Raw genomic sequence first — 25,022 nt, forward strand, 5'->3', positions numbered from 1 at the left:
CTAGCCTTCGCGCCGTGGCCCACGACCACGACCACCACGCCGGGCACGGCCACAGCCACGCGGTGTCGGCCGGCGCCGACCGCTCCAAGCTGACGGTCGTCCTCGTCCTCATCGTCGGCTTCATGGCCGTCGAGGTCGCCGTCGGCATCGCGGCCTCGTCGCTCGCGCTGCTCTCCGACGCGGCGCACATGCTCACCGACGCCGCGGCGATCGCGCTGGCGCTCGTGGCGATCGGGCTCGCGCAGCGGCCGGCCAAGGGCGCGTTCACGTTCGGTCTGCTCCGCGCCGAGATCCTCTCGGCGCAGTTCAACGGGGCGACGCTGCTCGTCCTCGGGATCCTCGTCATCGTCGAGGGCCTCCGCAGGCTCTTCGACCCGCCCGCGGTGCAGGGCGGCGCGGTGCTGGCCGTCGCGCTGCTGGGCGTCGTGGTCAACCTCGCCGCGACGTGGATGCTCGCGCGCGCCAACCGCAGCTCGATGAACATCGAGGGCGCCTATCAGCACCTGCTCACCGACCTCGCGGCGTTCATCGCCACCGCCGTGGCGGGCGGGGTGATGCTGGCGACCGGGTTCCGCCGTGCGGACGGCATCGCGGCGCTGTTCGTGGCGGCGATCATGCTGCGCGCGGCCTGGGGGCTTCTGCGCGACTCCGGTCGCGTGTTCCTCGAGGCGGCGCCGCGCGGGATGGACGTCGACGAGATCGGCCACGCGCTCGCCGGCGCCCGCGGCGTCGTGGAGGTCCACGACCTGCACGTCTGGGAGGTCTCCTCGGGCTTCCCCGCGCTGGCGGCGCACGTCGTCGTCGGGCGAGACTGCGACTGCCACGACGCCCGCGTGCGGCTGCAGACGATGCTCGGCGAGCGCTTCGGCATCGAGCACAGCACGCTGCAGATGGACCACCAGGGCGGCGAGCTGGTCCAGCTCGAGATGCCCGCCCCCGCCCCTAGGCGGGGACCCGCAGCGGCGGCCCGGCGCGCCGAACGCCCTCGGTGACCGGCAGGGCGGCCAGGGCGCCGGCCAGCGACCCCCCCGCGGGGGTGGCCAGGCCGAGATCGAGCTCGAGCAGCGGGATGAGGACGAAGCGGCGCTGCAGCAGCGCCGGGTGGGGCACCTGCAGGCGCGCGCTGCGATGCTCGCGGGCGCCCAGCAGCAGCACGTCGACGTCGATCGACCGCGGCCCGTGGCGTAGGTAGGCCGCCGCGGTCGTGTCGGTCTCGCGCCCCAGGCCGCGCTCGACGGCCTTGGCGGCGTCCAGCAGCGCCTCGGGGACCAGGTCCGTCGCGATCGCCACGCAGGCGTTGAGGAACGCCGGCTGGTCGAGGACCTCGCCGACGGGGTCGGTCTCGTACAGCGACGAGGAGGCCAGCACGCGCACCCCGTGCGCGGCGAGCGCGTCGACCGCGGCCTGCAGCGCCGCGGCCCGGTCGCCCACGTTGGAGCCCAGGCCGAGGTGGCCCGTGACCGCCGCGGCGCTCACCGCGGCGCGAACAGCAGCATGAGCTGCCGGCTCTGGGCCAGGAGCGTGCCGTCGGGCGCCCAGATCTCCCCGTCCTCCTCGCAGAACCCGTCGCGCGAGGTGCGCGAGACGTAGCGCGCGAGCACGGGGTCGTCGGCGGCCATCCCGGCATGGGGCAGCCGGCCGCGGAAATGGATCGTGAGGTCGATCGTCGGGGCGGGCGCCGGCGCGTGCAGGAGCGTGAAGGCCGACGGCAGCCAGGCGTCGGCGTAGAAGGCGATGGCCACGGCGTCGGCCGGGTGCGGCTCGGCCAGGCGCATCCACCCGCCGGTCACGGCCTCGGCGGCGCGGGAGAACGGGGGCGCCCCGAAGACGGGCGCCGTCAGCGTCCGCGCCGCGATCGGCATGATGCCCAGGCCCTCGGCCGGGGCGGCCCGCAGCCCCTCGGGCAGCGCGACCTGCGGGGCGGGCGCCTCGAAGTTCACGATGGGCGGGAAGTTGGCCGAGAACGCGCCGAGCGCCGCGACCACGGCGCGTCCGTCCTGGACCATCCGCGCGCTGAGCGTCGTCAACGAGCGCCCTGCGCGCTCCACGGTCACGTGGATCTCCGCGGGGCCCGCGGCCGGCGGCGCGAGGTAGTGCACGGTCAGCGAGCGCGCGGCCCGGACCGGATCGTCGAGCTCGGCCAGCATGGCGCGCAGCACGACGGCGGCGATATAGCCGCCGTTGGGGCCGCGCGGGACGTTCCACGCGTCGGAGACGGCCGCGTGCCACACGCCCCCGCCCGCGGCCGCGACCGCGGTGTCGGACACGAGGTCCGGGACCGGCGAGCCATCGGCCACCCGCTCAGTCCTCGTCGTCGGCGCCGCCGCGCTGGCGCCAGACCTCGACGCTGACCTCGTCGACCGACAGCGGGATCGGAGGCTCGGGCTTGGCGGCCTTGACCCACACCTCGTCCGCGGCGTACTCGTCCAGGAGCCGGTCGGCCACGGCCGAGCAGAGGCGCTCGAGCGTCTTGTAGGAGCGCTGCTGGGCGACGAGCGACACGGTGTTGCAGACCTCGCCGTAGTCGACGGTGTCCTCGACCATGTCGGTCACGGTCGCGTCGCAGTCGCCGACCTCGAGGCGGATGTCCAGGACGAGGCGCTGGCCCACCTCCCGCTCGGCGGCGGTCACCCCGTGATGCGTGTACAGCGACAGCCCGCGGACCTCGATCGTCACCTCGGTCTGGTCGCCCCCGTCCTCGAAGTCGCTGTCGGCGTCGTCCTCGGTGCCCTCGGGCTCGAGGTCGTCGTCGGGCTCATGCTCAGGCGCCATCGGGCCCCAACGTAGCAGCAGCGACCAAGAGCGCCTGGCGCGCCTGGGCCACGTCGTGCACGCGGAACAGACGGGCGCCCCGCTCGTAGGCCAGGACGTTGGCCGCGATCGTGCCCGGGGCCCGGTCGTGCGGGTCGGGCACGTCGGCCAGACGGTGGATGAACGTCTTGCGCGACACCCCGACCGCGACCCGGAAGCCGAGGCCGGCGATCTCGTCCACGCGCCGCAGCAGCTCGAGGTTGTGCTCCACGGTCTTGCCGAACCCGATGCCGGGGTCCAGGTCGATCCGGTCCTCCCGCACGCCCTCGCGCACCGCGAACTCCGCGCGGTCCAGCAGGAAGGCCTTGACGTCGTCGACCACGTCGTCGTAGCGCGGGTCCTCCTGCATCGTCCGCGGGTCGCCGAGCATGTGCATGAGGCAGCAGCGCGCGCCGCGGTCGGCGATGAGGCCGGCCAGGTCGGGCGCGGCACGCAGCGCGGTGACGTCGTTGACGTACGTGGCGCCGGCAGCCAGCGCGGCCTCGGCCACGGCGAGCTTGGTCGTGTCGATCGAGATCGCCGCCGCGCCCGTGCGCGCGAGCGCCGCGACGACCGGGACGGTGCGGCGCAGCTCCTCGTCCTCGGGGACCGGCAGGGCGCGCGGGCGCGTCGACTCGCCGCCGACGTCGAGGATCGCGGCTCCCTCGGCGCTCAGCCGCAGGCCGTGGGTGACGGCCGCGTCGGGCTCGAACCACTCGCCCCCGTCGGAGAACGAGTCCGGCGTGACGTTGACGACGCCCATGATCTCGAACGGCTCGCGCACGGCCATGCAGGCTATCCCCAGGACGGATGTGCGGCGCACGCACCCATCGGCTCATCCCCGGCACGTGCCGCGCCGAGAGCGTCCCGCCCCGGAGGACCGTCCCGCGCCCCCGCACGGCCGCACCAAGCTGCCGGCGCCCGCACGCGAGCGCGCCGAGCAGGTCGCACCGAGGTCGCGGCGATCCCCGACGCGCTGGACACGTCTGCCGTGCCCTGACCTCAGCCGCCGGCGGCGCCGGCGGCGGGACCGACCACCTCGACGACCCACGCCCCGCCCGCCCGCGCGGGCTCGTGCAGCGCGACGCGGCCGGCGCCGTCGTCGGCCAGCGCCGCGACCTGCGCGGGCGTGGCCGGCGGGCGGGCGGCCTCCAGCACGCGGCGCGCGACCCGGCCGCGGACCGCCTTGGCCATGTGCGAGATCGGCCGGCCCTGCTCGTCGCGGGCTCGAACCTCGACGAGCGTCGCGGCGCGCGGGCGCCAGGCCGCCGCGTAGACGCCCGAGCGCAGGTCGAGCACGAGCTCGCCCGGCGCGTCGGGCAGGGCGGCGGCCAGGGCCGGCCGCCACCACGACGCCAGCCCGCCGCGCGGCGCCGGGCGCAGCGGGAGCCGCGCGCCCATGGCAAGGCGGTAGGCCGGGATCCGGTCCTCGAGCGCCACCACGCCCCACAGCGCGCTGGCGACGAGCACCTCGGCGCCGGCGCCCCTCGCGGCGCCCGCGGGCAGGCTCGCCAGGTCGAGGTGCTGGTAGAGCACGCCGGTGTAGACCTCGCCGGCCGGGGCGGCGGGAGCCTGGAGCAGCCCGGCGTCGCGCTCGACCTCCGCGCCCTGGCCCGGGGAGAGCCCGAGCGCCGCCAGCGCGCGCGGGCGGGACCCCCGGGCCAGGCGCTCCAGCGCCCCGAGCGCGGCGCGGCGCTTGCGCGTCAGCGACGGGTGGACGAGCGCCTCGAGGTCGACCGGCGGACCGGAGGCGGGCGCGCGCTTGCCCTCGGACGGTGGCAGGAGCACGAGCACGGCGGCGGAGCCTAGACGCCCTAGGCTCCGCGGGGATGGACGACGGGCCGCGCACCGGGGGCCTGCAGGCCCTGCTGCTGATCGTCGGGGCGACGGGCGCCCTGGTCGCGCAGTCCTCGGGGGCGTGGCCGGGCTGGCTCGTCGCCGCCGCGTCTCTCGCGCTCGTCGCGTGGCTGGAGCGGTACGCCCGCCGGCGCGTGCGCGAGGAGCGCGAGGAGGAGGAGCGGCGCCGCCGTGCCTCCATAGCGCACCTCGACTTCGAGGGGAGCGCCGGCCCCGAGGGCCGCTAGGCCAGCTCGGGCTTCTCGGGCAGCTCGAGGCCGCGGGCCTCGACGCCGCCGCCGGCCAGGCCGGGACGGGGCAGCGGGCGCGGGGCCTCGCGACCGGCCCGGTCGGCCGGGACCGCGGTGCCGGGGGGAGCGGCCTCCTGGGAGGGCTCGTCGGGCCCGAAGACCTCCTCCTCGCTCTTGCCGTCGAGCAGGGCGAGGAACTCCTCCTTCTCGATCGTCTCGCGCTTGAGGAGGACCTGGCTGATCGTGTTCAACGAGTCGCGGTGCTCGCCGAGGATGTCCTTGGCGCGCTGGTGCGCGGACTCCACGATGCGGCGGATCTCGTCGTCGATCTCGCGGGCGATCTCGTCGGAGTAGTCGGGCTCGGAGGAGAACTCACGGCCCAGGAACGGCTGGCCGTGGTCGTGGCCGAACACGCGCGGGCCGAGGCGCTCGGACATGCCGAAGCGCATGACCATCTGCTTGGCCGTCGCGGTGACCTTCTCGAGGTCGTTGGACGCGCCCGTGGTGATCTCGCCGAAGATGATCTCCTCGGCGCCGCGGCCGCCCAGCGTCATGGCCATGGTGTCCTGCAGCTCGGCGCGCGTGGTGAGGAACTTGTCCTCCTGCGGCATCGAGATCGTGTAGCCCAGCGCCTGGCCGCGGCTGATGATCGAGATCTTGTGCACCGGGTCGGAGTGCTCGAGGAAGTGTCCGACGATCGCGTGGCCCATCTCGTGGTAGGCCGTGATGAGGCGTTCCTTCTCGCCCATCACGCGGGTCTTCTTCTCGGGACCCGCGATGACGCGCATGATCCCCTCTTCGAGCTCGACCTGGGTGATCTCGCGCTTGCCGTTGCGGGCGGCCAGCAGCGCGGCCTCGTTGACCAGGTTGGAGAGGTCGGCGCCCGTGAAGCCCGGCGTCTGGCCGGCGAGGGTGTCGACGTCGATCTCCTTGGCCAGCGGCTTGCCGCGGGTGTGGACCTCGAGGATCTTGGCGCGGCCCTTGCGGTCGGGGCGGTCGACGACGATCTGGCGGTCGAAGCGGCCCGGACGCAGCAGCGCCGGGTCCAGAATGTCCGGGCGGTTGGTGGCGGCGATCAAGATGATGTTGTCCTTCATCTCGAAGCCGTCCATCTCGACGAGCAGCTGGTTGAGCGTCTGCTCGCGCTCGTCATGGCCACCGCCGAGGCCGGCGCCGCGATGGCGGCCCACGGCGTCGATCTCGTCCATGAAGATGATGCAGGGCGAGTTCTGCTTGGCCTGCTCGAAGAGATCGCGGACGCGGGAGGCGCCGACGCCGACGAACATCTCGACGAAGTCCGAGCCGGAGATCGAGAAGAACGGCACGCCGGCCTCGCCGGCCACGGCGCGCGCCAGCAGCGTCTTGCCGGTGCCCGGGGGCCCGTAGAGCAGCACACCCTTGGGGATGCGCGCCCCGAGCGCCTGGAATTTCTTCGGGTTCTCCAGGAACTCCTTGATCTCGTGGAGCTCCTCGACGGCCTCATCGACCCCCGCAACGTCGCGGAAGGTGATCTTGGGCGAGTCGACCGACATGCGCTTGGCGCGCGACTTGCCGAACGACATGACCTTGGAGCCCCCGCCCTGGACCTGGTTCATCAGGAAGATCCAGAACGCGATGAAGATGACGAACGGCAGGACGTAGGTCAGGAGCCCGAGCCAGGCGTTGCTCTTGCGCGGCTGGACGTTGTAGTCCTGCAGCTTCCCTGCGGCCTTCTCCTTCTGCAGCGTCGTGACGAGGTTGCCCGCGTCGTTGTCGGCGAAGCCGGTCTCGTACTTCGAGCCCTGGTTCGGGGTCACCTCGACGACGTTGTCCTTCGTGCGCAGTTCGACCTTCTTGATCTGGCCGTCCTGCAGCTGCGTGATGAACTGGCCGTAGGACGGCGGCTTGCTCTGCTCCGGGCCGGAGATGAGCTTCTGCGCGAAGAAGGCCAGCACCACCACGATGAGGATCGGGAAGGCGGCGCTCTTGAAGAACCTGCTCATAGGAGGTGCGCGGGGGGCTTTCGCATCGTGCGCAAGGCGCTGAGGGTATCAGGGCGGTGGGGCCGCCCTGCCGGGTCTACGTGGCTCGTCGGCAGAAGGATGGCGTGGCTCGAGCCCTGGCGTTCTTCAGCCGTCGTCGGCCAGCGCGGCGACGTAGGGCAGGTTGCGGAACCGCTCCCCCGCGTCGAGGCCGTAGCCGATCGCGAACGTGTCCGGGATCTCGAAGCCGACGTAGCGCGTCGGCAGCTCCACCTTGCGGCGCTCGGGCTTGGTCAGCAGGGCGCAGACCTCCAGCGTGGCCGGCTCGCGAGCGCCGAGGTTGCGCATGAGGTACTGCAGCGTCAGCCCCGAGTCGACGATGTCCTCGATGATGAGGACGTCGCGGCCGGCGATGGGCCGGTCCAGGTCCTTGAGGATGCGCACGACCCCCGAGGAGTCCGTGGCCGATCCGTAGGAGGAGACGGCCATGAAGTCGACCTCGCACGGGATGTCGATGGCGCGCATGAGGTCGGCGAGGAAGAACACCGCGCCCTTGAGCACGCAGACCATCAGCAGGTCGCGGTCGGCGTAGTCGACCGAGATCTGCGCGCCGAGGTCGCGGACCTTGCGCTTGAGGTCGTCGGGCTGGACGAGGATCTCGCCGATCTGGGGGTCCCGCATGAGGACGCGGCACGCTAGCAGCGGCGAGGAGGCAGCGGCGGCGTGCGCTCCAGGCGCAGGACACCGTCGCCCACGACCGCGCGGGCGCCGTCGCCGAGGTCCAGCGCGCCGTCGCCCAGGGCGAGCACGTCGGCCAGGCGCGAGGCCGCCCGCGGGCACGACCGGCCCGTGGCGTCCTCGGCCAGGCGGCGGACGACCAGGCGCCCGAGCGCCGGGCCCAGCGCGGCGAGCTCGTCCACGCCGAGCCGGTCGCGGCCGGCCAGCGCCCCCTCGACGACCTCGTCGAGCACGGCGGCCTCCTCGCGCAGCAGCCGCGCGGTCCGCAGGACGCTGCCCACCGCCCGCCCGTCGACGGCCTCCAGGGCGGGCAGCAACGTCTCCCGCACACGCGAGCGCGCGAAGGCGGGGTCGGCGTTGGAGGCGTCCTCGCGCCAGGCCAGGCCGCGGCGCCGGCACCAGTCGGCGGTCTCGGCACGCGTGACGTCGGCGGCCAGCAACGGGCGCACGAGGTCGCCCGTCCGCGCCTCCATGCCCAGCAGCGCGCGGCGCCCGGGCGAGGTCGCCAGCCGGTAGAGGATCGTCTCGACCTGGTCGGTGGCCGTGTGGCCCGTGGCCAGCGGGCCGCCCGCCTGCGCGGCGGCCCGGGCGCCCGCCGCGTAGCGCGCCTCCCGCGCCCAGGCGTGCAGGTTGCCCGCCGCCCCCTCGGGCCGGCGCACCCGCTCCGTGCGCAGGCCGACGCCCAGGCGTGCGCACAGCGCGGCGCAGTGCTCGGCGTCGGCCGCCGACGCCGGGCCGCGTAGCCCGTAGTCGACGTGCAGGGCGCTCACGGCGCCGGGGCCGGCCAGCGTCACCGCGAGGTCGAGCAGGCAGGTCGAGTCCCGCCCGCCGGAGACCAGGACCACGAGCGGGCCGCCCGCGGGCAGCAGCCCGGTGGCCGCAACGCGGGCCACGAGGTCCACTCAGGCCTCCCCCGCCGCCGCGGCGAAGATCTCGGTCGGCGCCGTGAAGCCCTTGAGCCGGACCTCGCCGATCGGGCGGAACGCGAGCCCCGGGCCCACGTGCTCGACGACGGGCCGGGTGACGAGGACCTCGCCGCCGGCGGCGCGCGCCGCCACGCGCGCGGCCTGGTTGACCTCGCGCCCGTACCAGTCGCCCTCGCGGTACAGCGCCTCGCCGTAGTGCAGGCCGATGCGCGGGCGGGGGCGGGTCACGTCGCCCTGCTGGAACGTCACGGCCCACCACGCCAGCGCCGACGGGTCGCCCCCGACGATCATGACCTCGTCGCCGATCGTCTTGATGATCCGCGCGTCGTCCGGCAGCGAGGCCTGGACCTGGTCGACGAAGCGCTCGACGATGCCGACGGCCTCCTCGTCGCCGACCTCCTCGGTCAGGCGCGTGAAGCCCGCGAGGTCGGCGAAGGCGATCGCGACGCGCTGGCGGCCGGGCAGGCGGTCGGCGGAGCCGGGGAGGTCGGCCTCCATGTGGCCGACGACGTCCTGCTCGATGAAGTGCTGCAGGAACCGGGTGTGGGCCAGGTCCATGATCGGCGAGGCCAGGGGCAGGATCTCGCGGGCCAGGCCGGCGATCTCCTCGGTCATCTGCCCGCCCGGGACGCCCTCGCGCATGAGCGGCTCGTGCACGTAGAGGTGGAAGAGGCGGACCTCGGCGTCGGCGATCTGCGACATGGCCTGGCCGTAGACGCGCACGAGCTGCAGGAACGCCTCGAGCGGCAGGCCGGCGTCCAGCGCGCCCGCGGCGTGGCGCAGCAGCTGCAGGTCGTCGTCGCGCAGGTGCTCCACGGCGGCCGCGCCGAAGCCCAGGGACTGGAAGATCCGCGCGATGAGCGCCGGATCGAGGCCGGTCTCGCGGCCGGCCTGCTCCGCCGTCCACGCCCCGGGCGCGGCGGGGAGCAGGCCCTCGATGGAGCTCGTGGCCAGCCGGCCGCGCTCCGTGGCCTCGCGGATCTGGCGCAGCGTGTGCCCGCGCTCGCGCAGCCGTGCCACGACCCGGGCCTGGCCGACCGACGCGGGCGTCAGCGCCCCGCCGGGCCCGGTGGGGACCAGGCCCGCGTCGACCCAGCGGCGCAGCGTGGCGGGCGAGACCCCGGTCAGACGGGCGGCCTCGGCGAGCGTCGTGGCGGTCATCGCCACGGCCGCCGGGGACGCCGGGCGGTCAAGACAGCGGCGGGACTCCCGTGGAGGTCCCGCCGCTCGCGGGCGCGGCCCGCGACGTGGCCGGGGGTGCCCATCGGTCCAGGCGAGGCGCAGGGCGCCGGCCCGGACCGGGTGCGGGCGACCCGCTGTCCGGCCTTCTGGCCTCCAGGGGTACTCCTGCGCGCGCGCCGTGTCAACGTGGCGGTCACCTGAACGCCCCCGGGCCGGGCCACGAGCTGCTCGTGCACCATGCGCTGGATCCGGGCCCGGACCTCCTCGGAGACCTCGAGGACCGCCGCGCGGTCGCGCGCCGCCTCGGGCCCGAGGCCGCCGCGGCCAAGCGCTGCAGCCGGTAGCGCTCCGAGAACGGCTTGCCGACGCCCTTGGCCCTCTCGGGGAGCACCATGACGAGCTGCACCTGCTCCAGGAGCGCCACTCCCTCGTGCGGCGAGGCGGGCACGCTCGCGGTCACCCGCCGCCACCGGTCGGAGAGCGGGTCCCGCGGCCCGGCTCGGGGGAACGGGACGATGTCGTGGTGGACGACCACGTCGGGCTCGGCGCGGCGCAGGACGGCGCCCAGGGCGTCCCGCACAGGTCGGCGGCGGCGAACGAGAACGCGCCGGCGGGCACCGCGGGCGGCGGGCGGGTGTCGACGCCGACGACGTGGGCGACCGCGGGGTCCGCGGCCAGCGGGCTCGAGACCCCCGTGATGAGCACCCTCCGCGGGGTCACGGCCGCGCCGGGGTCAGGAGGGGGCGCCGCCGCGCGGTGCGCGCGGGGCCGCCGGCTTGCGCGCCCTGGGCGCGGGCGCCTCGGGCGCGGTCTTGGCCTTGGGCCTGGCCTTCGGCCGCGGCTTGGGCGCGGCCTTCGGCCCGGCCTCCAGCTCCCCCACGCGGCGCTCGAGGGCGTCCAGGCGCGCGCGCAGCTCGGAGAGCTCGTCGCCGGTCGGCGGGCGCAGCTCCTCCAGGACCTCCCGGAAGCGGGAGGCCGCGCCGGCGAGCTCCTCGGCCAGCTCCTGGGCGCGCTCGCGCACGGGACCGGTGCCCTGGGCCGTGGCGCCGAAGGCCTGCTCCACCGCCGATCGCAGCTGGTCGGCCCGCGACCTCGGCTCGCTGCCGGCCGCGCGGGGCTCGTCGTCGTCGTCGGCCATGCCCGGGACCATATCCTCGCCCGCCGTGCCCGGCGATCCGCAGCCCGTCCACCTCCGGCCCACCACGGCCCTCGCGCCGCGCGTCCTGCTGCCCGGCGACCCGGGGCGCGCGCTGGCGCTCGCGCAGGTCGTCCTCGGCGACGACCGGCGGATGTTCAACCACCACCGCGGGCTATGGGGCTACACGGGCACCGCGCACGACGGCGCGCCGCTGACGATCCAGAGCACGGGCATGGGCGGCCCCAGCGCCGCGATCGTGCTCGAGGAGCTCGCGGCGCTCGGCGTCCGCCGGGCGGTCCGCGTGGGGACCGCCGAGGCGCTGGACGCCGCGCTCGCGCCGGGCGACCTCGTCGCCGCCGCTGCGGTCCTCGCCGCCGACGGCACGAGCCGGGCGCTCGGCGGCCCCGAGCGCGCCGAGCTCGACGCTGCGCTGACCGGCGCGCTGGCCGGGGCGGTCCGGCACACGGGCCTCGTCGTCTCCTCCGACCTCGTCTACGCCGTCGACGCGGCCCCGGCGCGGGCCTGGCGCGCCGCCGGCGCGCTGGCCCGGGACCTCGAGACGGCCGCGCTGGCGGCGGTCGCAGCCCGCCACGGCATCGCGTTCGGCTCCGTCGTGGCCATCGTCCTGGACGCCGCGGGCACGCGGCTGGACGACGAGCGGGCCACCGCGGCCGGCGAGGCGGCGGGCGAGGCCGGCGCCGCGGCGCTGACCGCCGCGGGCTGAGGCGGTGCGGCTACCCGCACCGCCGCTGAAGGGCAGGCCGAATGGTGCGACGGCCAGACCTTCGCCAGCATGGGGCACGACCCCGCAGGACCCCGATCCCGCCGCAGCCAGCTTCCAGGCCCTCCTCCTCCTCCGGCCTGTGGAGCGCTCTCCGACCGTCGCGCCGGCTGTGGCAGCGCGACGCCCGCCGGCCGCTCCCCGTCCCCGGCCGGCGGGCTCGCGCACCTCCCTCGGTCAGCTCGTCGGCTTCTTGGCCGCTGCGCGCCGCGCGGGGGGCTTGGCCGGGAGCTTCTTGCGCAGCGCCTCGACCTCGTTGCCCAGGTGGTCCAGCGAGGCCTCGATGGCGCCCAGGCGGGCCTCGATGCCCGCGCCGGGGAGCGACGCCAGCCGTTCGTCCAGCCGGTCCACGCCGTCCTCGATGCCCTCCAGGCGCTGGCTCAGCGAGCGGACGCGGCGCGTCAGGCGCTCGAGGTCGGCCGCCGACGGGAGGTTGAGGGCGCCCATCGCGGCCTCCTGGGCCTGGACGGCCTTCTCGCGCGCCTCGAAGGCCCGCGCGATCGCGCTGTGGACCAGCGGGCTCTCCAAGAGCTCCTGCGCCACGCGTCCCAGCGTCTCCTCGCCCTGCTTCTGGATGCGCTCGCGCAGCCCGTCGTTGCCGAGATCGTCACTCATGGGTCTTCTCCTGCGATCGATGATGGCCGTCGTGCGCCACGGCCCGGACCCTCATGCTCAAGTCGAGGTCGAGGTCGTCGCGCGCCGGACCCCGAGCCGCAACCTGGTGCCGAGGCTGGGCGTCCGGACTTCAAGTCCTGGTGCGGTGCGTCCGATGCTAGGGCGAGTGCTCTCCGGAATCGCCTGGATCCCCCGTCGGAATCGTCCGGCCGTTCCCGTTTGCACAACCAGAATCATGCAAGTAGCGTCCTGCCTTCCCGATCGTCCTGCCTTGCTAGGGTCACGCCGCGTTGCCGGCGCTCTGAGGCGTGACCGGGTCGCGGGAGGGAAGCCCAGCTTTTCATGAGAAGGCGCAAGCTGCTGATCGGACTCGTGTCCGCCGGTGCATTCACGGCGGGCTTCGGTGCTGCCGTCTTCCCCGCGTCCGCCCAGCTGCGCACGATCACGGTCACCCTGCTCGGCGGCCAGACCGTCACGGTGCAGATCGACTCGCCGCCCGGCGCCCCCGTCGACCAGATCACGCTGCCCGCGGCGTCCACCCCGTCGACGGACACGAGCACGAGCCCGTCCACCACGACGGACACGTCGACCACCCCGGCGAGCACCGGCACGACGACCACGTCCACGTCCACGACGCCGACGACGCCGGCCGAGACCGGCACGAGCACGTTGCCCGCGCCCGCCCCGGCGCCGGCCGACCCGGCGGCCTCGGACCCCGCGCCCGCCGACCCGGCGGTGCCCGCCGACCTCGCCGCCACGCCCAGCGACGCGACGCCCGCGTCCACCGCGACCCCGGCGTCGACCGCCACGCCCGGCGCCCCGTCGATCTCCGCCGGCGGCCAGCAGGGTCAGCAGACCACCGGGCGCACGGTGCGCCAGGACGCCCTGGCCGCCGAGAAGGCCGCGGCCGACGCCAAGGTCCCGTCGGCGCCGATCCGCCAGCCCGACGGCGTGCCGACCCCGGCCAACCCCACCTTCACGCAGGCCTTCCCCGGCGCGGCTCCGATCGGCGTCCCGAACTTCTTCATCGACAAGTTCCGGATCCCGCCGTTCCTGCTGCCGATCTACCAGGCCGCCGGCATCGAGTACGGCATCCGCTGGGAGGTCCTGGCCGGGATCAACGAGATCGAGACCGACTACGGCCGCAACCTCAACGTCTCCACCGCCGGCGCCGTGGGCTGGATGCAGTTCATGCCGTCCACGTGGAAGATGTACGGCGTCGACGCCAACCACGACGGCAAGAAGGACCCCTACAACCCGGTCGACGCGATCTTCGCGGCGGCGCGGTACCTGAAGGCCGCCGGCGCCGACAGCGACGTCCGCAAGGCCATCTACTCCTACAACCACGCCGACTGGTACGTCGACTCGGTCCTCATGCGCGCCCGCCTCATCGGCGGCCTGCCCTCCGACCTCGTCGGCTCGCTCACCGGCCTGACCCAGGGCCACTTCCCCGTCAGCGCCAAGGCGACCTACGCCGACGACCTGTCCGAGCGCCAGATCACGCGCAAGATCGCCAAGGGCCACAACGCGGCCGTGCCGGTCGAGGCCAACACGAGCCGCCGCGGGATCAACATCTACGCCAAGGCCGGCTCCCCCGCGATCGCCACGCAGGACGGCCGCATCGTCCGCATCGGCAGGACGAAGCGCCTGGGCCGGTTCATCCAGCTCCAGGACGTCTACGGCAACACGTACACGTACGCGCAGCTCAAGAAGGTCGCCGACGCCTACGCGGTGCCCAAGCCCGAGAAGGTCGCCATGGGCCAGGTCGCCAGCGAGCTCGACCTGCCCAAGAAGGACGAGGCGCCCAAGCAGGCGGCCAGCGCCGGCACCCAGCCCAAGGCCAAGGCCAAGGCGGCCAAGACCGCCGATGCGACGGCCGCCGCCCGCACCTCCCAGGTCGACACCTCGGCCTCGGCGCCCGCGCCCGACACGACCGGCGCCGCGGTGACCAAGGAGCGCGACTTCGCCAACCCGTCGCGCCCGGCCTCCTACGCCCAGGGCGGCGCCGAGCAGCTGCTCAACCGCGAGTTCGCCAACGGCAGCAGCACGTACAAGGCGGAGTTCACCAAGGTGCTGGGCCTGGACAGCAAGGACGTCCAGATCAAGCGCCTCAAGGTCGGCTCCAAGGTCGTCGCCGGCACGATCCTCGGGCGCGTGGGCCGCACGAGCTCGCACGTCGCCTCCCACCTGCTCTTCGAGATCCGCCCCGCCGGCGCCGGTGCCCCGCGCATCGACCCCAAGCCGATCCTCGACGGCTGGAAGCTGCTGGAGTCCACGGCGATCTACCGTGCCGCGGGCAAGAACCCCTTCTTCGGCCCCGACGCCAAGAACCCGTCCATCGGCCAGATCCTGCTCATGAGCAAGGAGTCGCTGCAGCAGCGCGTGCTCGCCGATCCGCGGGTCGCGATCTACTCCTGCGGGCGCCGCGACGTCCGCTCGGGCGCCATCGACCGCCGCGTGCTCGCCACGCTGGAGTTCCTGTCGGCCTCGGGCCTGAAGCCGACGGTCAGCGCGCTGGAGTGCGGCCACAGCCTGCTCACGACCTCGGGCAACATCTCCGAGCACTCGACGGGCAGCGCCGTCGACATCGCGGCGATCAACGGGATCCCGATCCTCGGCCACCAGGGCGAGGGCTCGATCACCGACATGACGATCCGCCGCCTGCTGACGCTGCAGGGCACGATGAAGCCCCACCAGATCATCAGCCTCATGACCTTCGACGGCGCCGACAACACGCTCGCGCTGCCCGACCACGCCGACCACATCCACGTCGGGTTCCGCCCGCAGTACGGGACCGACACCAAGGCCGGCCGCCAGCTCGACGCCGTCCTCAAGCCCAAGCAGTGGATCAAGCTCATCGACCGCCTCGGGCAGATCGACAACCCCCAGGTGCTCACCTCGCCCTCGAAGTACGCGATCGACGCCCCATCGTCGACCTCGCGGGCCAGCAACGCCCACCCGGGCGAGTAGGTCCGGCCGCCCATGGGGCGCGAGGGCTCGCCGCGCTTCGCGTTCGTCCAGCTCGAGCTGCCCTGGGACCTCGGCCCGCCGGCCGGCCGCTACGTGCTGCGGGGCCACGCCGGCGAGCCCGAGCACGTGCTCGTCCTGCAGGGCCACGGCTCGCGGCCGCAGGGCCGCCTCGGCGCGCGCCGGGCGCGGCGCGTCGACGCCGGCCCCGAGCCCGCCACCGTGAGCATCACCCGCGCCACGCTGGTCGACGCCGTGCCCATCGGCGACGAGCGCGAGGCGCGCGCCTGGCTGGCGGGGGCCGACCTCGCCGCCCGCGCGGAGGCGGCCGTCGACGTCCTCAACCGGGTGCTGCACGCCCAGCGCATCGTGCGCGCCGACCCGTTCGTCCGGGAGGTCGCGCTGGAGCAGGCGCTGGCGGTGCGCGTCGGGGTCGGCCGCGGCGAGGAGGTTGCCGAGGGCGAGTGGACCGAGGCGCGCGGGGTGCCGCGGCCGCGGCCGCGCGCCGAGCGCCGGGCGGGGGCGCTGCGCCCGCAGGAGCGCTTCGCGGCGCTGCTGTCGGGCCGCGACGTCGCGCTGGCCGCCGAGGAGCTGACGCTGCGCGCCCGCCTGGACCTCGACCGAGGCCGCACGCGGGAGGCCGCGCTGCAGGCCCGCGTCGCGCTGGAGGCCGCGCTGGCCGAGCTGCAGGCGTGGTCGCACCGCGCCGACCTCGCGGGGCGCCTGGACGAGCTGCGCGGCCACCGCGCCGCGGTGGCCGACGCGGCCAACCGCGCGCTGGAGGGCGGCCTGGACGCCGACCAGATCGCCGCGGTGCAGGCCGTCGTCGCCCGCCTGGAGGCCGCGCTGGCCGCCCGCGTGGCCGGCGGCCTGGAGTAGGACGAACGGCCGCCCCGGGGGCGGGTGCGTTGCCGGGTCCCCGCCGGGAGGATCGGGCACCGGCCGACGCCCGCCATACTGCGGCGATGGCCGGTGACGCGACAGCGCGGATGCACGCGCCCGTCCTGCGTGACGGCGACGTGGCCGATCGCGTCGCGGTCGAGGAGCCGCTGGAGATCCGCGCCGGCGACACCGCGCTGGCCGTGACGATGCGCACGCCGGGCCACGACGAGGAGCTCGCGGTCGGCTTCCTGCACGGCGAGGGCCTGCTGGCCGGCCCCGTCGCCGCCGTCGGCCCCACGGCCGACCTGGCCGCCAACGTCGTGGTCGTCGACGCGCCGCTGCAGGCCGTCGCGCGCGAGCGGCGCTTCTACACGACGTCCTCGTGCGGCATCTGCGGTCGCGGGGCGCTGGACGAGGTGGCCGTCCACGCGGCGCCGGCGCCGCCGGGGCCGGTGCTGGACCGCGCGCTGCTGGCCGCGCTGCCCGACCGCCTGCGCCAGCCCGGCTTCGCGGTGACGGGCGGGCTGCACGCGACCGGGCTCTTCGACGCCGCGGGCGAGCTGCTCTGCGTGCGCGAGGACGTCGGGCGCCACAACGCCATGGACAAGGTCATCGGCCGCGCCCTGCTCGACGGCGGACTGCCGCTGGCGGGCCGCGTGCTCTGCGTGTCGGGCCGCCTGTCCTTCGAGCTCGTCCAGAAGGCGGCGGTCGCCGGCTGCCCGATCCTCGTCGGCGTCGGCGCGCCGTCGTCGCTGGCGGTGGAGCTGGCGGCCGACCGCGGCATGACGCTGTGCGGCTTCGCCCGCCGCGGCTGCGTCAACGTGTACACCGGCGGCGGGCGCGTCCGCGACCTGTAGGCGTACACCTCGCCCAGGCGGGCCTCGCGGGGCAGCAGGAACGAGAGCCCGAACGCGCTGGCGAGCAGCGCCGCGGCGACCGGCGTCGTGGCGGCCATGGCCGAGGACATGCCCGCGAAGGCCGCGCTCGTCGACGTCGCCGGCGCCCCGCGCTGGTCGTCCTACGTCACCGGCGGCGCGGCGTTCCCGGCCGACGCCCACGGGCGGATCGCGCCGGATCGCCTAGTCAAGGGCAGCGACGAGCGCCTCGAGCTCGGCGACCACGTCACCCTGCAGCCGGACCGCGGCGCGGCCGTCCCACGGTGTCGGTCCCTGGGTGATCACGGCGACGCGGCCGCCGTTCTGGCGCGTGGCGCCGGGCAGCTGGGCGATGGGATGGACCTCGAGCGAGGAGCCGATGCACAGCAGCACGTCGGCGCCCGCGGCCAGCGCGTAGGCCTCGTGCAGCGCCCCCTCGGGCAGCCACTCGCCGAAGAGGACGACGTCGGGCTTCAGCGGCGCGCCGCAGTCGCAGTGCGGCACGGAGATCGCCGAGGCGTCCAGCCGCGCGCGCACGTCGGCGATCGGGAAGCGCGCCCCGCAGGTCAGGCACGACGATGTGTCGATGGAGCCGTGGACCTCGACGAGGCGCTGCGTCCCGGCGCGGCGGTGCAGGCGGTCGATGTTCTGGGTGATGACGCCGTGCAGCAGGCCGCGGCGCTCGAGCTCCACCAGCGCCCGGTGCGCGCCGTTGGGCTCCTTGCCCTCCAGCGTCTGGAAGCGGTTGCCGTAGAAGTGCCAGAACCGCTCGGGATCGGCCCGCCACGCGTCGATGTGGGCGACCTCCATCGGGTCGACGTTCTCCCACAGCCCCGTCCCGGGCGAGCGGAAGTCCGGGATGCCGGAGGGCACCGAGATCCCGGCGCCGGTGAGCGCCACGACCGAGCCGGCGTCCCGGATCAGGGACGCCAGCGCGGCGACGGCTTCGATGCTCGCGGCGGGGCGCACGGACGCCCAGGCTAGCCGCGTGGCAGGGCTAGCGCCCCGTCCAGTTCGGCTTGCGCTTGGCCAGGAAGGCGCTGATGCCCTGCTGGCCGTCGGCCGAGGCGAACACGGAGGCGAAGGCGGCCTTCTCGGCCTCGATGCCCTCGTCGAGGTCGCCCTTCGCGCTGACCTGCTTGACCGCGGCGACGGCCAGCGGCGCCGACTCGGCGAGCTTGCGCCCCCACGCCAGCGCGGTGTCGAGCAGCTCGTGGTCGGGCACCGAGCGGTTGACGAGGCCGAACTCGTAGGCCTCGTGCGCCGAGACCGGGTCGCCGATGAGGTTCATCTCCAGCGCCTTGTTCTCGCCGACCAGCCGCGCGAGCCGCTGGGTGCCGCCGAAGCCCGGGATGATGCCCAGCTTGATCTCGGGCTGGCCGAAGATCGCCGACTGCGCCGCGATGCGGACGTCGGCGGCCATCGCCAGCTCGCAGCCGCCGCCGAAGGCCAGGCCGTTGACCGCGGCGATCGTGGCCACGCCCTCGGTCTCCAGCTCGCGGAACAGCGCGTGGGCGCCGTCGACGAACTCCTTGCCCGTCGTGGCGTCCATCTGGGTGAAGGCCTTGATGTCGGCCCCCGCGGAGAACAGGAACGGGTTGGAGGAGGCGATGATCAGCGCGCGCACGCCGTCGGCCTTGACCTTGTCCCACACCTTGCGCAGGTCGGTGACGACCTGGGGCGCGATGGAGTTCATCTGGCCGTTGGCCAGCCACGCGATCGCGACCTCGCCGCGGCTCTCGAGCTTGACGACGGCCTCGTCGCCGGCCGGCTGCTCGGCGTCGGGCTGCATGTAGGCGTAGAAGCCCTGACCGGTCTTGGGCCCGAGGCGGCCCTGGGCCACCAGGCGGCGCAGGATCGTCGGCGGCGCGAAGCGCTCGCCCCAGCGCTCCTCGGCGCGCTCGAGGCGCTCGAGCACGACGTCCAGGCCCTCGACGTCGGCCTTCATGAACGGGGGCAGCAGGCCGCGGCGCGGGTCCAGGCCGGCGCCGGCCATGAGGCCGAAGTCGATGTCGCGGTGCGTCGCGATGCCCTCCTCGAGCACGAGCGCCGCCTCGACGAACGTCTTGAGCACGAGCTTCTCGACGAGCTCGTCGATTTCGGGGTCGGCGGCGCCCTCCAGCGTGGCGTCGCCCTCCGTGTCGTAGAAGCCGACGCCGCCGGACTTGGCCCCCAGCTTGCCCTCGCCCACCAGGCGGCGCATGCCCTCGTGGACGTAGAAGCGGTCACCGTAGGACTCCTCGAGGTGCTCGGCGACATGGAGCACGGTGTCCAGGCCCAGGAGGCTGATGAGGAAGAACGGCCCCATCGGCACGACCTTGGCCGCACCCACGCCCTCGTCGATCTTCTTGATGGAGAGGCCGAGCTCCTCCTGGTCGCGCCAGATCTCCGAGATGCCGGAGTTCAGCACGCGGTTGACCACGAAGCCCGGCACCTCGGCGCAGGTGATCGGCTGCTTCTTGATCGCCTGGGCGAACGTGATCGCCGCCTGCGTGGTCTCCGGGGAGGTGTCGTCGCCCTCGATGACCTCGATGAGCGGCATGACCGACGCGGGGTAGAAGTAGTGGAAGCCGACGACCTTGTCGGGGCGCAGCGTGGCGTCGCCGATCTCGGTGATCGACAGCGACGACGTGTTGGAGGCCAGGATCGCGTGCCCGGGCGTGACCGCGTCGAGCTCGGCGAAGACCGCCTGCTTGACCTCCATGCGCTCGGGAACGGCCTCGACGACGAAGTCGACGTCGCCGAAGGCCTCGTAGCCCGTCGCCGGCGTGATGCGCGCCAGGACCTCCTCGACCTGCGCGGCGGCCTGCTCCTCGGTGAGCCGGCCCTTCTTCACGAGCCCCGCGACCTGGCCCTGCGTGACGTTGCGCGCCTCGGTCAGCCCCGCATCGACGAACTCCTGCTTGACGTCCTTGAGGACGACGGGGAAGCCGGCGGCGGCGATCGTCTGCGCGATCTGCCCGCCCATCGTCCCTGCGCCGACCACGGCGGCCTTGAACACGAACACGTGACGGAAACCCTTCTCTCTGGCGTACGTTCGGGGTAGCGACCGGTCACCCTAGCCTGATCGGGCTAGTACGGCCGTCCCATCGGCCCCTGGGGTGTGAGCGGGGTCACAAGCCGCACTTCCATCGGGGCGCCCAGGGCAACCCGGCCGCCTGCGTCGTCGCGCGCTGCGACCGGCCGAGGCCGGACCAGCCCCGACCGCGAGCGCCTAGAGCACGAGGTCGGCGGCGTCGACCTCGCGGCGCAGCCGCACCAGGGTGCGCCGCAGAGCGTCGCCCATCGGGCGGCGCACGAACAGCAGGTCGACGACCGCCATGAGCGGTCGTCGGTCCTTGACGGCGTAGTCGAGCTCGAGGCGCACCCGGCAGCCGCGGTCGGTCGGCGTGAACGCCAGGCGCTGGGTCCCCGTGATCCTCTCGTCCTCGACGGCGACGGTCTGCCCCGCGCGGGCCTCGTAGGCCACGACGCGCTCGATGACCCGCCCGCGCCCGCCGGGCCGCGCGTCCCATACCACGCGGCCGTCCCGCGGCCAGTCGCCCTCGACCTTGGCCACGTGCGCCAGCCCGTCGACGAACGTCGGCCAGCGCGACGTGTCGTACCAGAGCTCCTCGACCACGCTGGCCAGCGCGGCGACCTCGACCTCGGCGCGGACGCGTCCCATGGACGGGTTCTACCGCAGCGGCCGCAGCCCCAGGGCGTCCTTGATGTCGGCCAGGACGCCGGCCACGGCGTCCAGGCGCGGCCCGACGGCGCCCGCGAGGCGCTCGCGCTCGGCCTCCCCCTCGGGTGTCAGGCGGTAGAAGCGCCGCGACCGGCGCTCGGGGTGCTCCCACTCCCCCGCGACCAGCCCGTCGGCCTCCAGGCGACGCAGCAGCGGGTACATCGTGTTCGGGTTGACGCCGATGAGCCCGCGGCTGAGCAGCTCGACGCGCTCCATGAGCTGGTTGCCGTACGACGGGCCGTCGCCCAGGAAGTGCAGGACGAGCAGGGGCAGCAGGCCGGCCCGGCGCAGCTCGCCGGCCAGCGGATCGGCCGAGCCCGCGCCGCCGCCCGCTCCCGCGGCCGCGCGGGCGGCCGGCAGCGGCGCCGCCTCGGCGACGGCCTCGTCGATGCGCCGTGGGGACATCACCCGCAGGATCCCACGCCGCCGCGCCGCCCATGCGCCCGGCCGGCGCGGCGGTCCGGGAACGCCGACGGGCCGCCCTCGCGGGCGGCCCGTCGTGCCTCGGGACTGGAGGTCCGGTGCCGCCGGGGCGGCGGCTAGGCCGTCGCGGCGGCCTGGGGCTGCTCGACGCGGCGCGGCAGAAGCGTCTCGCGGGCGATGACCAGACGCTGGATCTGCGAGGTGCCCTCGTAGAGCTGCATGATCTTCGCGTCGCGCATGAGCTTCTCGACCGGGTACTCCTTGATGAAGCCATAGCCGCCGTAGACCTGGACGGCGTCCGTGGTGACCTCCATCGCGGAGTCCGCGGCGAAGCGCTTGGCGTGCGAGGACTCGATCGTGTTGCCCATCCCGTTGTCCAGCAGGACGGCGGACTGCCAGGTGGCCAGGCGCGACAGGTGCACCTTGGTCGCCATGTCGGCGATCATGAACTGGATCGCCTGGTGCATCGCGATCGGCACGCCGAACTGCACGCGCTCCTTGGAGTAGGCCGTGGCGTACTCCAGCGCGGCGCGGGCGATGCCGGTGGCCATCGCGGCGACGCCGGGCCGCGTGCGGTCCAGCGTCATCATCGCGATCTTGAAGCCCTGGTTCTCCTCGCCGAGGATGTGATCGGCCGGGATCTCGGTGTCGTTGAAGGTGACGGTCGCGGTGTTGGAGGCCCGCTGACCCATCTTGTCCTCCTTCTTGTCGATCACCACCGTCTCGTCGCGGGGGACGACGAAGGCGGAGATCCCGCGGTGGCCGGCGTCGGGGTCGGTCTTGGCGTAGACCGTGTACCAGTCGGCGTACGTGCCGTTGGTGATGAAGCACTTCTGGCCGTTGATGACGTACTTGTCGCCCTTGCGGACCGCGCGCGTGCGCATGGAGGAGACGTCGGACCCCGCGCCGGGCTCGGTCAGGCAGAACGACGCGTACGTGAGCTCCTCGACGAGCATGCCGAGGTAGCGCTTCTTGATCTCCTCCGAGCCGGCGAGGATGACCGGGGCGCTGGCCAGCCCGTTGGCGCCGAGCGAGGTCGTGATGCCCGAGCAGCCCCACGAGAGCTCCTCCTCGATGAGGCAGCCGTCGAGGTAGGAGAGCTCCGGTCCACCGTAGGCCTCGGGGACATGGGTGTTCATGAGGCCGACCTCGTGGGCCTTCCTGAACACGTCCTCCGGCCACGTGCCGTCCTTGTCGTACTCCCAGGCGACGGGCCGGATCTCCTTCTCGGCGAAGTCGTGCGCGAGCTCGCGGAGGTTCTTCTGCTCGTCGGTCAGCGTGAAGTCGACCATCGTGGTTCTCCTTGGAACGAGACGAAGGGCTCGCACGCGGTGAGCCCTCGTGCGACAGACGATTGACTGGTCAGTCAACGACTACCTCGAGAGGGTAGCGGAGGAACGCGTTCCGTCAATCACCCGTCCGTCCAGGCACACTGCGCGGGTGGACACCGCCTTCCTCGTGGTGACCGTCGTCGTCGTCGCCGTCGGGCTCGTGGCGGGGGTCTGGGCGAGCTCGACCAGCGGCGAGGCCTACCGCCAGATCGGCCACGGGGGCCTGTCGCTCAACGACGGGACCGACCGCGCCGGGCCGGCCCCCTCGGCGGCGGCCGTCGCGGTGGAGCGCGAGGCCGAGGTCCGCCAGCTGCTCGAGGCGCGCAACGCGCGCCGCGCCGCGCGCGGGCAGCCCGTCCAGGACGTCGAGGCCGAGCTGGCGCGGCTGCTGCGGGCGCCCACCGCCCCGGCCGACCCGGCGCTGGCGGCCGAGGTCCGCGACCTCGTCGTGGCCCGCAACGCCCGGCGCGTCCGGCAGGGCCGGCCGCCCCTGGACGTCGAGGCCGAGGTCGCCCGCTCCCTGCGCGAGCTTCAGGGCCCGGGCTGAGCGGCGCACGGGGACCGTGACCGGACCGGCGGCGGCGATCGGGCGCCCGCGCCTTGCCCCCCGGCCGCCGCGTCGTATAGAACCCACCCCATGGCGATGCGCCGCTTCGAGCTCGAGGATCTCGTGAACCGTCCCGGGACCTACTTCAACCCGCAGACCGAGGTCCTCGTCGTCGTCGACGACTCGCCCGACCTGGACGGTGAGATCTTCAACATGGAGGAGTTCGAGGGCTCCGACTGGGTGCTGGTCTCCGAGGAGCTGCCGATCGAGGAGCACGTCCGCGACGAGCTCATCGAGCGCTTCCAGTCGCGTCACGCGCCGGCGGCCGACGGCCTCATGGAGGCCGACGACGAGGAGGAGTTCGACGGCTTCGAGGTCGAGGACCCCGACGAGGACTGAGGGCCGCTAGGCGGCCGCGGTTCCGCCGGTGGCGATGGCGGCGGACTTCGCCGTGCCCGACGACGCCGAGGTGGTGCCGTCCTTCGTGCCCGAGGTCGTCGTGCCGGCCGTCGTGTTGCCCGAGGCGGCGTCCTTCTTGGACGTCCCGACCTCGACGACCTTGTGGTCGGCGCCCTTGCCGCCGTAGACGTGGAAGCAGCGCCCGTCGCGCCAGATCAGGTCGAACACCTGCCCGTTGCGGCCGTTGCCCGAGAGGTTGACGCACTGGTCGTCGCGCACGCCGCCCTTGATCCGGGCGAACTCGTGGCCCTTGACCCTCGTGAGCCTCTCGCCGTCCTTGAGCTCCTTCTTGGCGTCGGCGAACAGCGTCGCGAAGCTCTTGGCCGACGTCCCCGCCGCGTTCGTGGCCGGAGTGGTCGTGGCGGGGGTGGTGGTCGTCGCCGCGGTCGCGGCGGTGGCCTGGACGGCATCCATCATCTGTTAGGTCGGCCGCGGGGGCCGCGGGCTTGAGGCCGAGCCGCGCGGTCTACGTGCCCGCGAAGAGGAACGTCAGGCCGAGGACCACGTAGACGGCCAGGAGCTGGACGCCCTCGAACCACGTCGACTCGCCCTCGTTGGTCACGTGGTTGGCGATGAGCACCGCGAGCAGCAGCCCGCCGATCTCGAAGCCGTTGAACACGAGCGCCATCGGGTGCGGCCCGAGGACGAAGGAGAACAGCACGAGCAGTGGAGCGGCGAACAGGGCGATCTGGGCGCTTGAGCCGATCGCGATGTTCACGGCGAGGTCCATCTTGTCCTTGCGCGCGACGAGGACGGCGACCCAGTGCTCGGCGGCGTTGCCGACGATGGCGATCACGATCACGCCGATGAAGAACTCGCTGAGCCCGACACCCGCGGCGGCCTCCTGGATCGAGCCGACGAGGATCTCGGACATCACGCCCACGGCGACGCCTGCGACGGCGAGCATGATGACGGCCTTGCGCACCGTCCAGGGCTCGTCATCGCCCTCCTCGGGCTCGCCGTGCGCCGGGTTGAACAGGTCGCGGTGGGTCTTCAGCGAGAAGACCAGGCCCGCGGCGTAGGTCGCCATGAGCACGATGGCGACCGCCAGCGAGAGGTGCTCGACGTCGGACGGGTAGTTGACGATCTCGTCGCCGGGCAGCGGCAGGCCGTTGCCCGCGACGAGCTCGAAGACCGCGGGCATCGCGAGCGCGACCCCGGCGAGCAGCAGCATCGCCGACTGGGCCGAGGCGGCCGTTCGGTCGAAGAACTGGCGGTCGCGGCCCAGGCCGCCGACGAGCATCGCGGCGCCCAGCACGAGCAGGATGTTGCCGAGCATCGAGCCGATGAGCGACGCCTTGACGACCTCGTGCAGCCCCTTGTTCAGCGCGAACAGGGCGATGATGATCTCCGGCGCGTTGCCGAAGGTGACGTTGAGCAGGCCGCCGATGCCCGGGCCCGAGCGCTCGGCCAGCTCCTCCGTCGCGCGGCCCATGAGCGCCGCCGTCGGGATCACCCCGGCGGCCGAGACGAAGAAGATCGCGATGGGGCTCACGCCGGCGACGTCGAGGACGATCGCCAGGGGGATGAACGGCACGAGGAGGTAGGGCCAGCCCTGGCCGCTCGACAGGAAGGAGCGCAGCTGCACCGACA

General features: G+C 74.1%; 27 protein-coding genes. 8 read left to right on the top strand and 19 right to left on the bottom strand.

Going from position 1 to position 25,022, the window contains the following annotated elements:
• Positions 1-14 precede the first annotated feature (14 nt).
• A complete protein-coding gene (locus tag FSW04_RS22800) occupies positions 15-992 on the top strand; it encodes a cation diffusion facilitator family transporter (protein WP_228430664.1) in 978 nt (325 codons plus the stop codon).
• On the opposite strand, the gene folK is transcribed toward FSW04_RS22800, so the two are convergent.
• The 5 genes from folK to FSW04_RS22825 all read right to left on the bottom strand — a co-directional run bounded on the left by folK (position 943) and on the right by FSW04_RS22825 (position 4,584).
• Positions 943-1,476 (bottom strand): 2-amino-4-hydroxy-6-hydroxymethyldihydropteridine diphosphokinase, encoded by a 534-nt coding sequence (gene folK, locus FSW04_RS27555; protein ID WP_146922486.1) that lies wholly within the window; start codon positions 1,474-1,476, stop codon positions 943-945. The genes FSW04_RS22800 and folK overlap by 50 nt on opposite strands.
• Positions 1,473-2,297, bottom strand: a complete 825-nt coding sequence (locus FSW04_RS22810; RefSeq protein ID WP_146922487.1) for an acyl-CoA thioesterase — start codon at positions 2,295-2,297, stop codon at positions 1,473-1,475. Before FSW04_RS22810 ends, folK begins: the two co-directional genes overlap by 4 nt.
• 4 nt (positions 2,298-2,301) lie before the next feature.
• Positions 2,302-2,772, bottom strand: coding sequence for a dihydroneopterin aldolase (folB, locus tag FSW04_RS22815; RefSeq protein ID WP_146922488.1), 471 nt, complete (start codon positions 2,770-2,772; stop codon positions 2,302-2,304).
• Entirely contained in the window at positions 2,762-3,580 is an 819-nt protein-coding gene (gene folP, locus FSW04_RS22820; protein ID WP_146923963.1) for a dihydropteroate synthase, read from the bottom strand. The genes folB and folP overlap by 11 nt, the downstream gene beginning before the upstream one ends.
• A 212-nt stretch (positions 3,581-3,792) precedes the next feature.
• Positions 3,793-4,584 carry a YaaA family protein gene (locus FSW04_RS22825; RefSeq protein WP_146922489.1) on the bottom strand — a complete coding sequence of 264 codons (792 nt, stop codon included), beginning with the start codon at positions 4,582-4,584 and terminating at the stop codon, positions 3,793-3,795.
• Positions 4,585-4,619: 35 nt separating this feature from the next.
• Between FSW04_RS22825 and FSW04_RS22830 the strand changes: the two genes are divergently transcribed.
• The gene (locus tag FSW04_RS22830; RefSeq protein WP_146922490.1) at positions 4,620-4,874 is read left to right on the top strand and encodes a hypothetical protein; all 255 of its coding nucleotides are present in this window, start codon (positions 4,620-4,622) and stop codon (positions 4,872-4,874) included.
• Here the strand turns inward: FSW04_RS22830 and ftsH are convergent.
• From ftsH to FSW04_RS22860, 6 genes are all read right to left on the bottom strand, one after another.
• Positions 4,871-6,859 carry an ATP-dependent zinc metalloprotease FtsH gene (ftsH, locus tag FSW04_RS22835; RefSeq protein ID WP_146922491.1) on the bottom strand — a complete coding sequence of 663 codons (1,989 nt, stop codon included), beginning with the start codon at positions 6,857-6,859 and terminating at the stop codon, positions 4,871-4,873. The two genes, FSW04_RS22830 and ftsH, sit on opposite strands and share 4 nt — an antisense overlap.
• Positions 6,860-6,985: 126 nt before the next feature.
• Positions 6,986-7,519, bottom strand: a complete 534-nt coding sequence (gene hpt / locus FSW04_RS22840) for a hypoxanthine phosphoribosyltransferase (protein ID WP_146922492.1) — start codon at positions 7,517-7,519, stop codon at positions 6,986-6,988.
• Positions 7,520-7,533: 14 nt separating this feature from the next.
• Positions 7,534-8,469 carry a tRNA lysidine(34) synthetase TilS gene (tilS, locus tag FSW04_RS22845; protein ID WP_187369037.1) on the bottom strand — a complete coding sequence of 312 codons (936 nt, stop codon included), beginning with the start codon at positions 8,467-8,469 and terminating at the stop codon, positions 7,534-7,536.
• 9 nt (positions 8,470-8,478) lie between these two features.
• Complete coding sequence (locus tag FSW04_RS22850) at positions 8,479-9,663, bottom strand: MerR family transcriptional regulator (RefSeq protein ID WP_146922494.1); 1,185 nt, start codon at positions 9,661-9,663, stop codon at positions 8,479-8,481.
• 214 nt (positions 9,664-9,877) lie between these two features.
• Positions 9,878-10,264 (bottom strand): hypothetical protein, encoded by a 387-nt coding sequence (locus tag FSW04_RS27560; RefSeq protein WP_228430668.1) that lies wholly within the window; start codon positions 10,262-10,264, stop codon positions 9,878-9,880.
• 153 nt (positions 10,265-10,417) lie between these two features.
• Positions 10,418-10,822 carry a hypothetical protein gene (locus tag FSW04_RS22860; protein WP_146922496.1) on the bottom strand — a complete coding sequence of 135 codons (405 nt, stop codon included), beginning with the start codon at positions 10,820-10,822 and terminating at the stop codon, positions 10,418-10,420.
• Positions 10,823-10,847: 25 nt separating this feature from the next.
• On the opposite strand from FSW04_RS22860, the gene FSW04_RS22865 reads away from it, so the two are divergent.
• On the top strand, positions 10,848-11,546 hold the full coding sequence (locus tag FSW04_RS22865) for a phosphorylase family protein (protein WP_187369038.1): 699 nt from the start codon (positions 10,848-10,850) through the stop codon (positions 11,544-11,546).
• A gap of 234 nt (positions 11,547-11,780) precedes the next feature.
• On the opposite strand, the gene FSW04_RS22870 is transcribed toward FSW04_RS22865, so the two are convergent.
• Positions 11,781-12,218: a hypothetical protein gene (locus FSW04_RS22870; protein ID WP_146922498.1), complete on the bottom strand. Its 438-nt coding sequence runs from the start codon at positions 12,216-12,218 to the stop codon at positions 11,781-11,783.
• 342 nt (positions 12,219-12,560) lie between these two features.
• Here FSW04_RS22870 and FSW04_RS22875 point away from each other — a divergent pair, with 342 nt between their 5' ends.
• The 3 genes from FSW04_RS22875 (at position 12,561) to fdhD (ending at position 16,924) form a co-directional block, all read left to right on the top strand.
• Positions 12,561-15,188, top strand: a complete 2,628-nt coding sequence (locus FSW04_RS22875; RefSeq protein ID WP_146922499.1) for a lytic murein transglycosylase — start codon at positions 12,561-12,563, stop codon at positions 15,186-15,188.
• 12 nt (positions 15,189-15,200) lie between these two features.
• Positions 15,201-16,064 carry a hypothetical protein gene (locus FSW04_RS22880; protein ID WP_146922500.1) on the top strand — a complete coding sequence of 288 codons (864 nt, stop codon included), beginning with the start codon at positions 15,201-15,203 and terminating at the stop codon, positions 16,062-16,064.
• An 86-nt stretch (positions 16,065-16,150) separates the two neighbouring features.
• Positions 16,151-16,924 carry a formate dehydrogenase accessory sulfurtransferase FdhD gene (fdhD, locus tag FSW04_RS22885; protein WP_228430670.1) on the top strand — a complete coding sequence of 258 codons (774 nt, stop codon included), beginning with the start codon at positions 16,151-16,153 and terminating at the stop codon, positions 16,922-16,924.
• A 222-nt stretch (positions 16,925-17,146) separates the two neighbouring features.
• On the opposite strand, the gene FSW04_RS22890 is transcribed toward fdhD, so the two are convergent.
• From FSW04_RS22890 to FSW04_RS22910, 5 genes are all read right to left on the bottom strand, one after another.
• Positions 17,147-17,911: an SIR2 family NAD-dependent protein deacylase gene (locus tag FSW04_RS22890; RefSeq protein WP_146922501.1), complete on the bottom strand. Its 765-nt coding sequence runs from the start codon at positions 17,909-17,911 to the stop codon at positions 17,147-17,149.
• 28 nt (positions 17,912-17,939) lie between these two features.
• Positions 17,940-19,949 (bottom strand): 3-hydroxyacyl-CoA dehydrogenase/enoyl-CoA hydratase family protein, encoded by a 2,010-nt coding sequence (locus FSW04_RS22895; protein ID WP_146922502.1) that lies wholly within the window; start codon positions 19,947-19,949, stop codon positions 17,940-17,942.
• A gap of 207 nt (positions 19,950-20,156) precedes the next feature.
• Positions 20,157-20,609 (bottom strand): SRPBCC family protein, encoded by a 453-nt coding sequence (locus tag FSW04_RS22900; protein WP_146922503.1) that lies wholly within the window; start codon positions 20,607-20,609, stop codon positions 20,157-20,159.
• Between the two features lie 9 nt (positions 20,610-20,618).
• Positions 20,619-21,074: a PadR family transcriptional regulator gene (locus FSW04_RS22905; protein ID WP_146922504.1), complete on the bottom strand. Its 456-nt coding sequence runs from the start codon at positions 21,072-21,074 to the stop codon at positions 20,619-20,621.
• A gap of 134 nt (positions 21,075-21,208) precedes the next feature.
• The gene (locus FSW04_RS22910) at positions 21,209-22,384 is read right to left on the bottom strand and encodes an acyl-CoA dehydrogenase family protein (protein ID WP_146922505.1); all 1,176 of its coding nucleotides are present in this window, start codon (positions 22,382-22,384) and stop codon (positions 21,209-21,211) included.
• Between the two features lie 148 nt (positions 22,385-22,532).
• On the opposite strand from FSW04_RS22910, the gene FSW04_RS22915 reads away from it, so the two are divergent.
• Both FSW04_RS22915 and FSW04_RS22920 read left to right on the top strand, forming a co-directional pair.
• Positions 22,533-22,970, top strand: coding sequence for a hypothetical protein (locus tag FSW04_RS22915; RefSeq protein ID WP_146922506.1), 438 nt, complete (start codon positions 22,533-22,535; stop codon positions 22,968-22,970).
• A 90-nt stretch (positions 22,971-23,060) separates the two neighbouring features.
• A complete protein-coding gene (locus tag FSW04_RS22920) occupies positions 23,061-23,369 on the top strand; it encodes a hypothetical protein (protein ID WP_146922507.1) in 309 nt (102 codons plus the stop codon).
• Positions 23,370-23,375: 6 nt separating this feature from the next.
• Here the strand turns inward: FSW04_RS22920 and FSW04_RS22925 are convergent, their stop codons facing one another.
• Both FSW04_RS22925 and cax read right to left on the bottom strand, forming a co-directional pair.
• Positions 23,376-23,843, bottom strand: coding sequence for a hypothetical protein (locus FSW04_RS22925; RefSeq protein WP_146922508.1), 468 nt, complete (start codon positions 23,841-23,843; stop codon positions 23,376-23,378).
• Between the two features lie 52 nt (positions 23,844-23,895).
• Positions 23,896-25,017, bottom strand: coding sequence for a calcium/proton exchanger (cax, locus tag FSW04_RS22930; RefSeq protein ID WP_228430672.1), 1,122 nt, complete (start codon positions 25,015-25,017; stop codon positions 23,896-23,898).
• Between the last annotated feature and the right edge of the window lie 5 nt (positions 25,018-25,022).

The organism is Baekduia soli (genome assembly GCF_007970665.1).
GTDB classification, from domain to species: Bacteria; Actinomycetota; Thermoleophilia; order Solirubrobacterales; family Solirubrobacteraceae; genus Baekduia; species Baekduia soli.

Bases quoted from the DNA above. Each gene is read 5' to 3' on its own strand.
- folP (WP_146923963.1), bottom strand. From the start codon at position 3,580: ATGGCCGTGCGCGAGCCGTTCGAGATCATGGGCGTCGTCAACGTCACG.
- FSW04_RS22910 (WP_146922505.1), bottom strand. From the start codon at position 22,384: ATGGTCGACTTCACGCTGACCGACGAGCAGAAGAACCTCCGCGAGCTC.
- FSW04_RS22920 (WP_146922507.1), top strand. From the start codon at position 23,061: ATGGCGATGCGCCGCTTCGAGCTCGAGGATCTCGTGAACCGTCCCGGG.
- FSW04_RS22900 (WP_146922503.1), bottom strand. From the start codon at position 20,609: ATGGGACGCGTCCGCGCCGAGGTCGAGGTCGCCGCGCTGGCCAGCGTG.
- hpt (WP_146922492.1), bottom strand. From the start codon at position 7,519: ATGCGGGACCCCCAGATCGGCGAGATCCTCGTCCAGCCCGACGACCTC.
- FSW04_RS22905 (WP_146922504.1), bottom strand. From the start codon at position 21,074: ATGTCCCCACGGCGCATCGACGAGGCCGTCGCCGAGGCGGCGCCGCTG.
- ftsH (WP_146922491.1), bottom strand. From the start codon at position 6,859: ATGAGCAGGTTCTTCAAGAGCGCCGCCTTCCCGATCCTCATCGTGGTG.
- FSW04_RS22925 (WP_146922508.1), bottom strand. From the start codon at position 23,843: ATGGATGCCGTCCAGGCCACCGCCGCGACCGCGGCGACGACCACCACC.
- FSW04_RS22860 (WP_146922496.1), bottom strand. From the start codon at position 10,822: ATGGCCGACGACGACGACGAGCCCCGCGCGGCCGGCAGCGAGCCGAGG.
- fdhD (WP_228430670.1), top strand. From the start codon at position 16,151: ATGGCCGGTGACGCGACAGCGCGGATGCACGCGCCCGTCCTGCGTGAC.
- FSW04_RS22880 (WP_146922500.1), top strand. From the start codon at position 15,201: ATGGGGCGCGAGGGCTCGCCGCGCTTCGCGTTCGTCCAGCTCGAGCTG.
- FSW04_RS22830 (WP_146922490.1), top strand. From the start codon at position 4,620: ATGGACGACGGGCCGCGCACCGGGGGCCTGCAGGCCCTGCTGCTGATC.
- FSW04_RS22875 (WP_146922499.1), top strand. From the start codon at position 12,561: ATGAGAAGGCGCAAGCTGCTGATCGGACTCGTGTCCGCCGGTGCATTC.
- FSW04_RS22870 (WP_146922498.1), bottom strand. From the start codon at position 12,218: ATGAGTGACGATCTCGGCAACGACGGGCTGCGCGAGCGCATCCAGAAG.
- folB (WP_146922488.1), bottom strand. From the start codon at position 2,772: ATGGCGCCTGAGCATGAGCCCGACGACGACCTCGAGCCCGAGGGCACC.
- FSW04_RS22850 (WP_146922494.1), bottom strand. From the start codon at position 9,663: ATGACCGCCACGACGCTCGCCGAGGCCGCCCGTCTGACCGGGGTCTCG.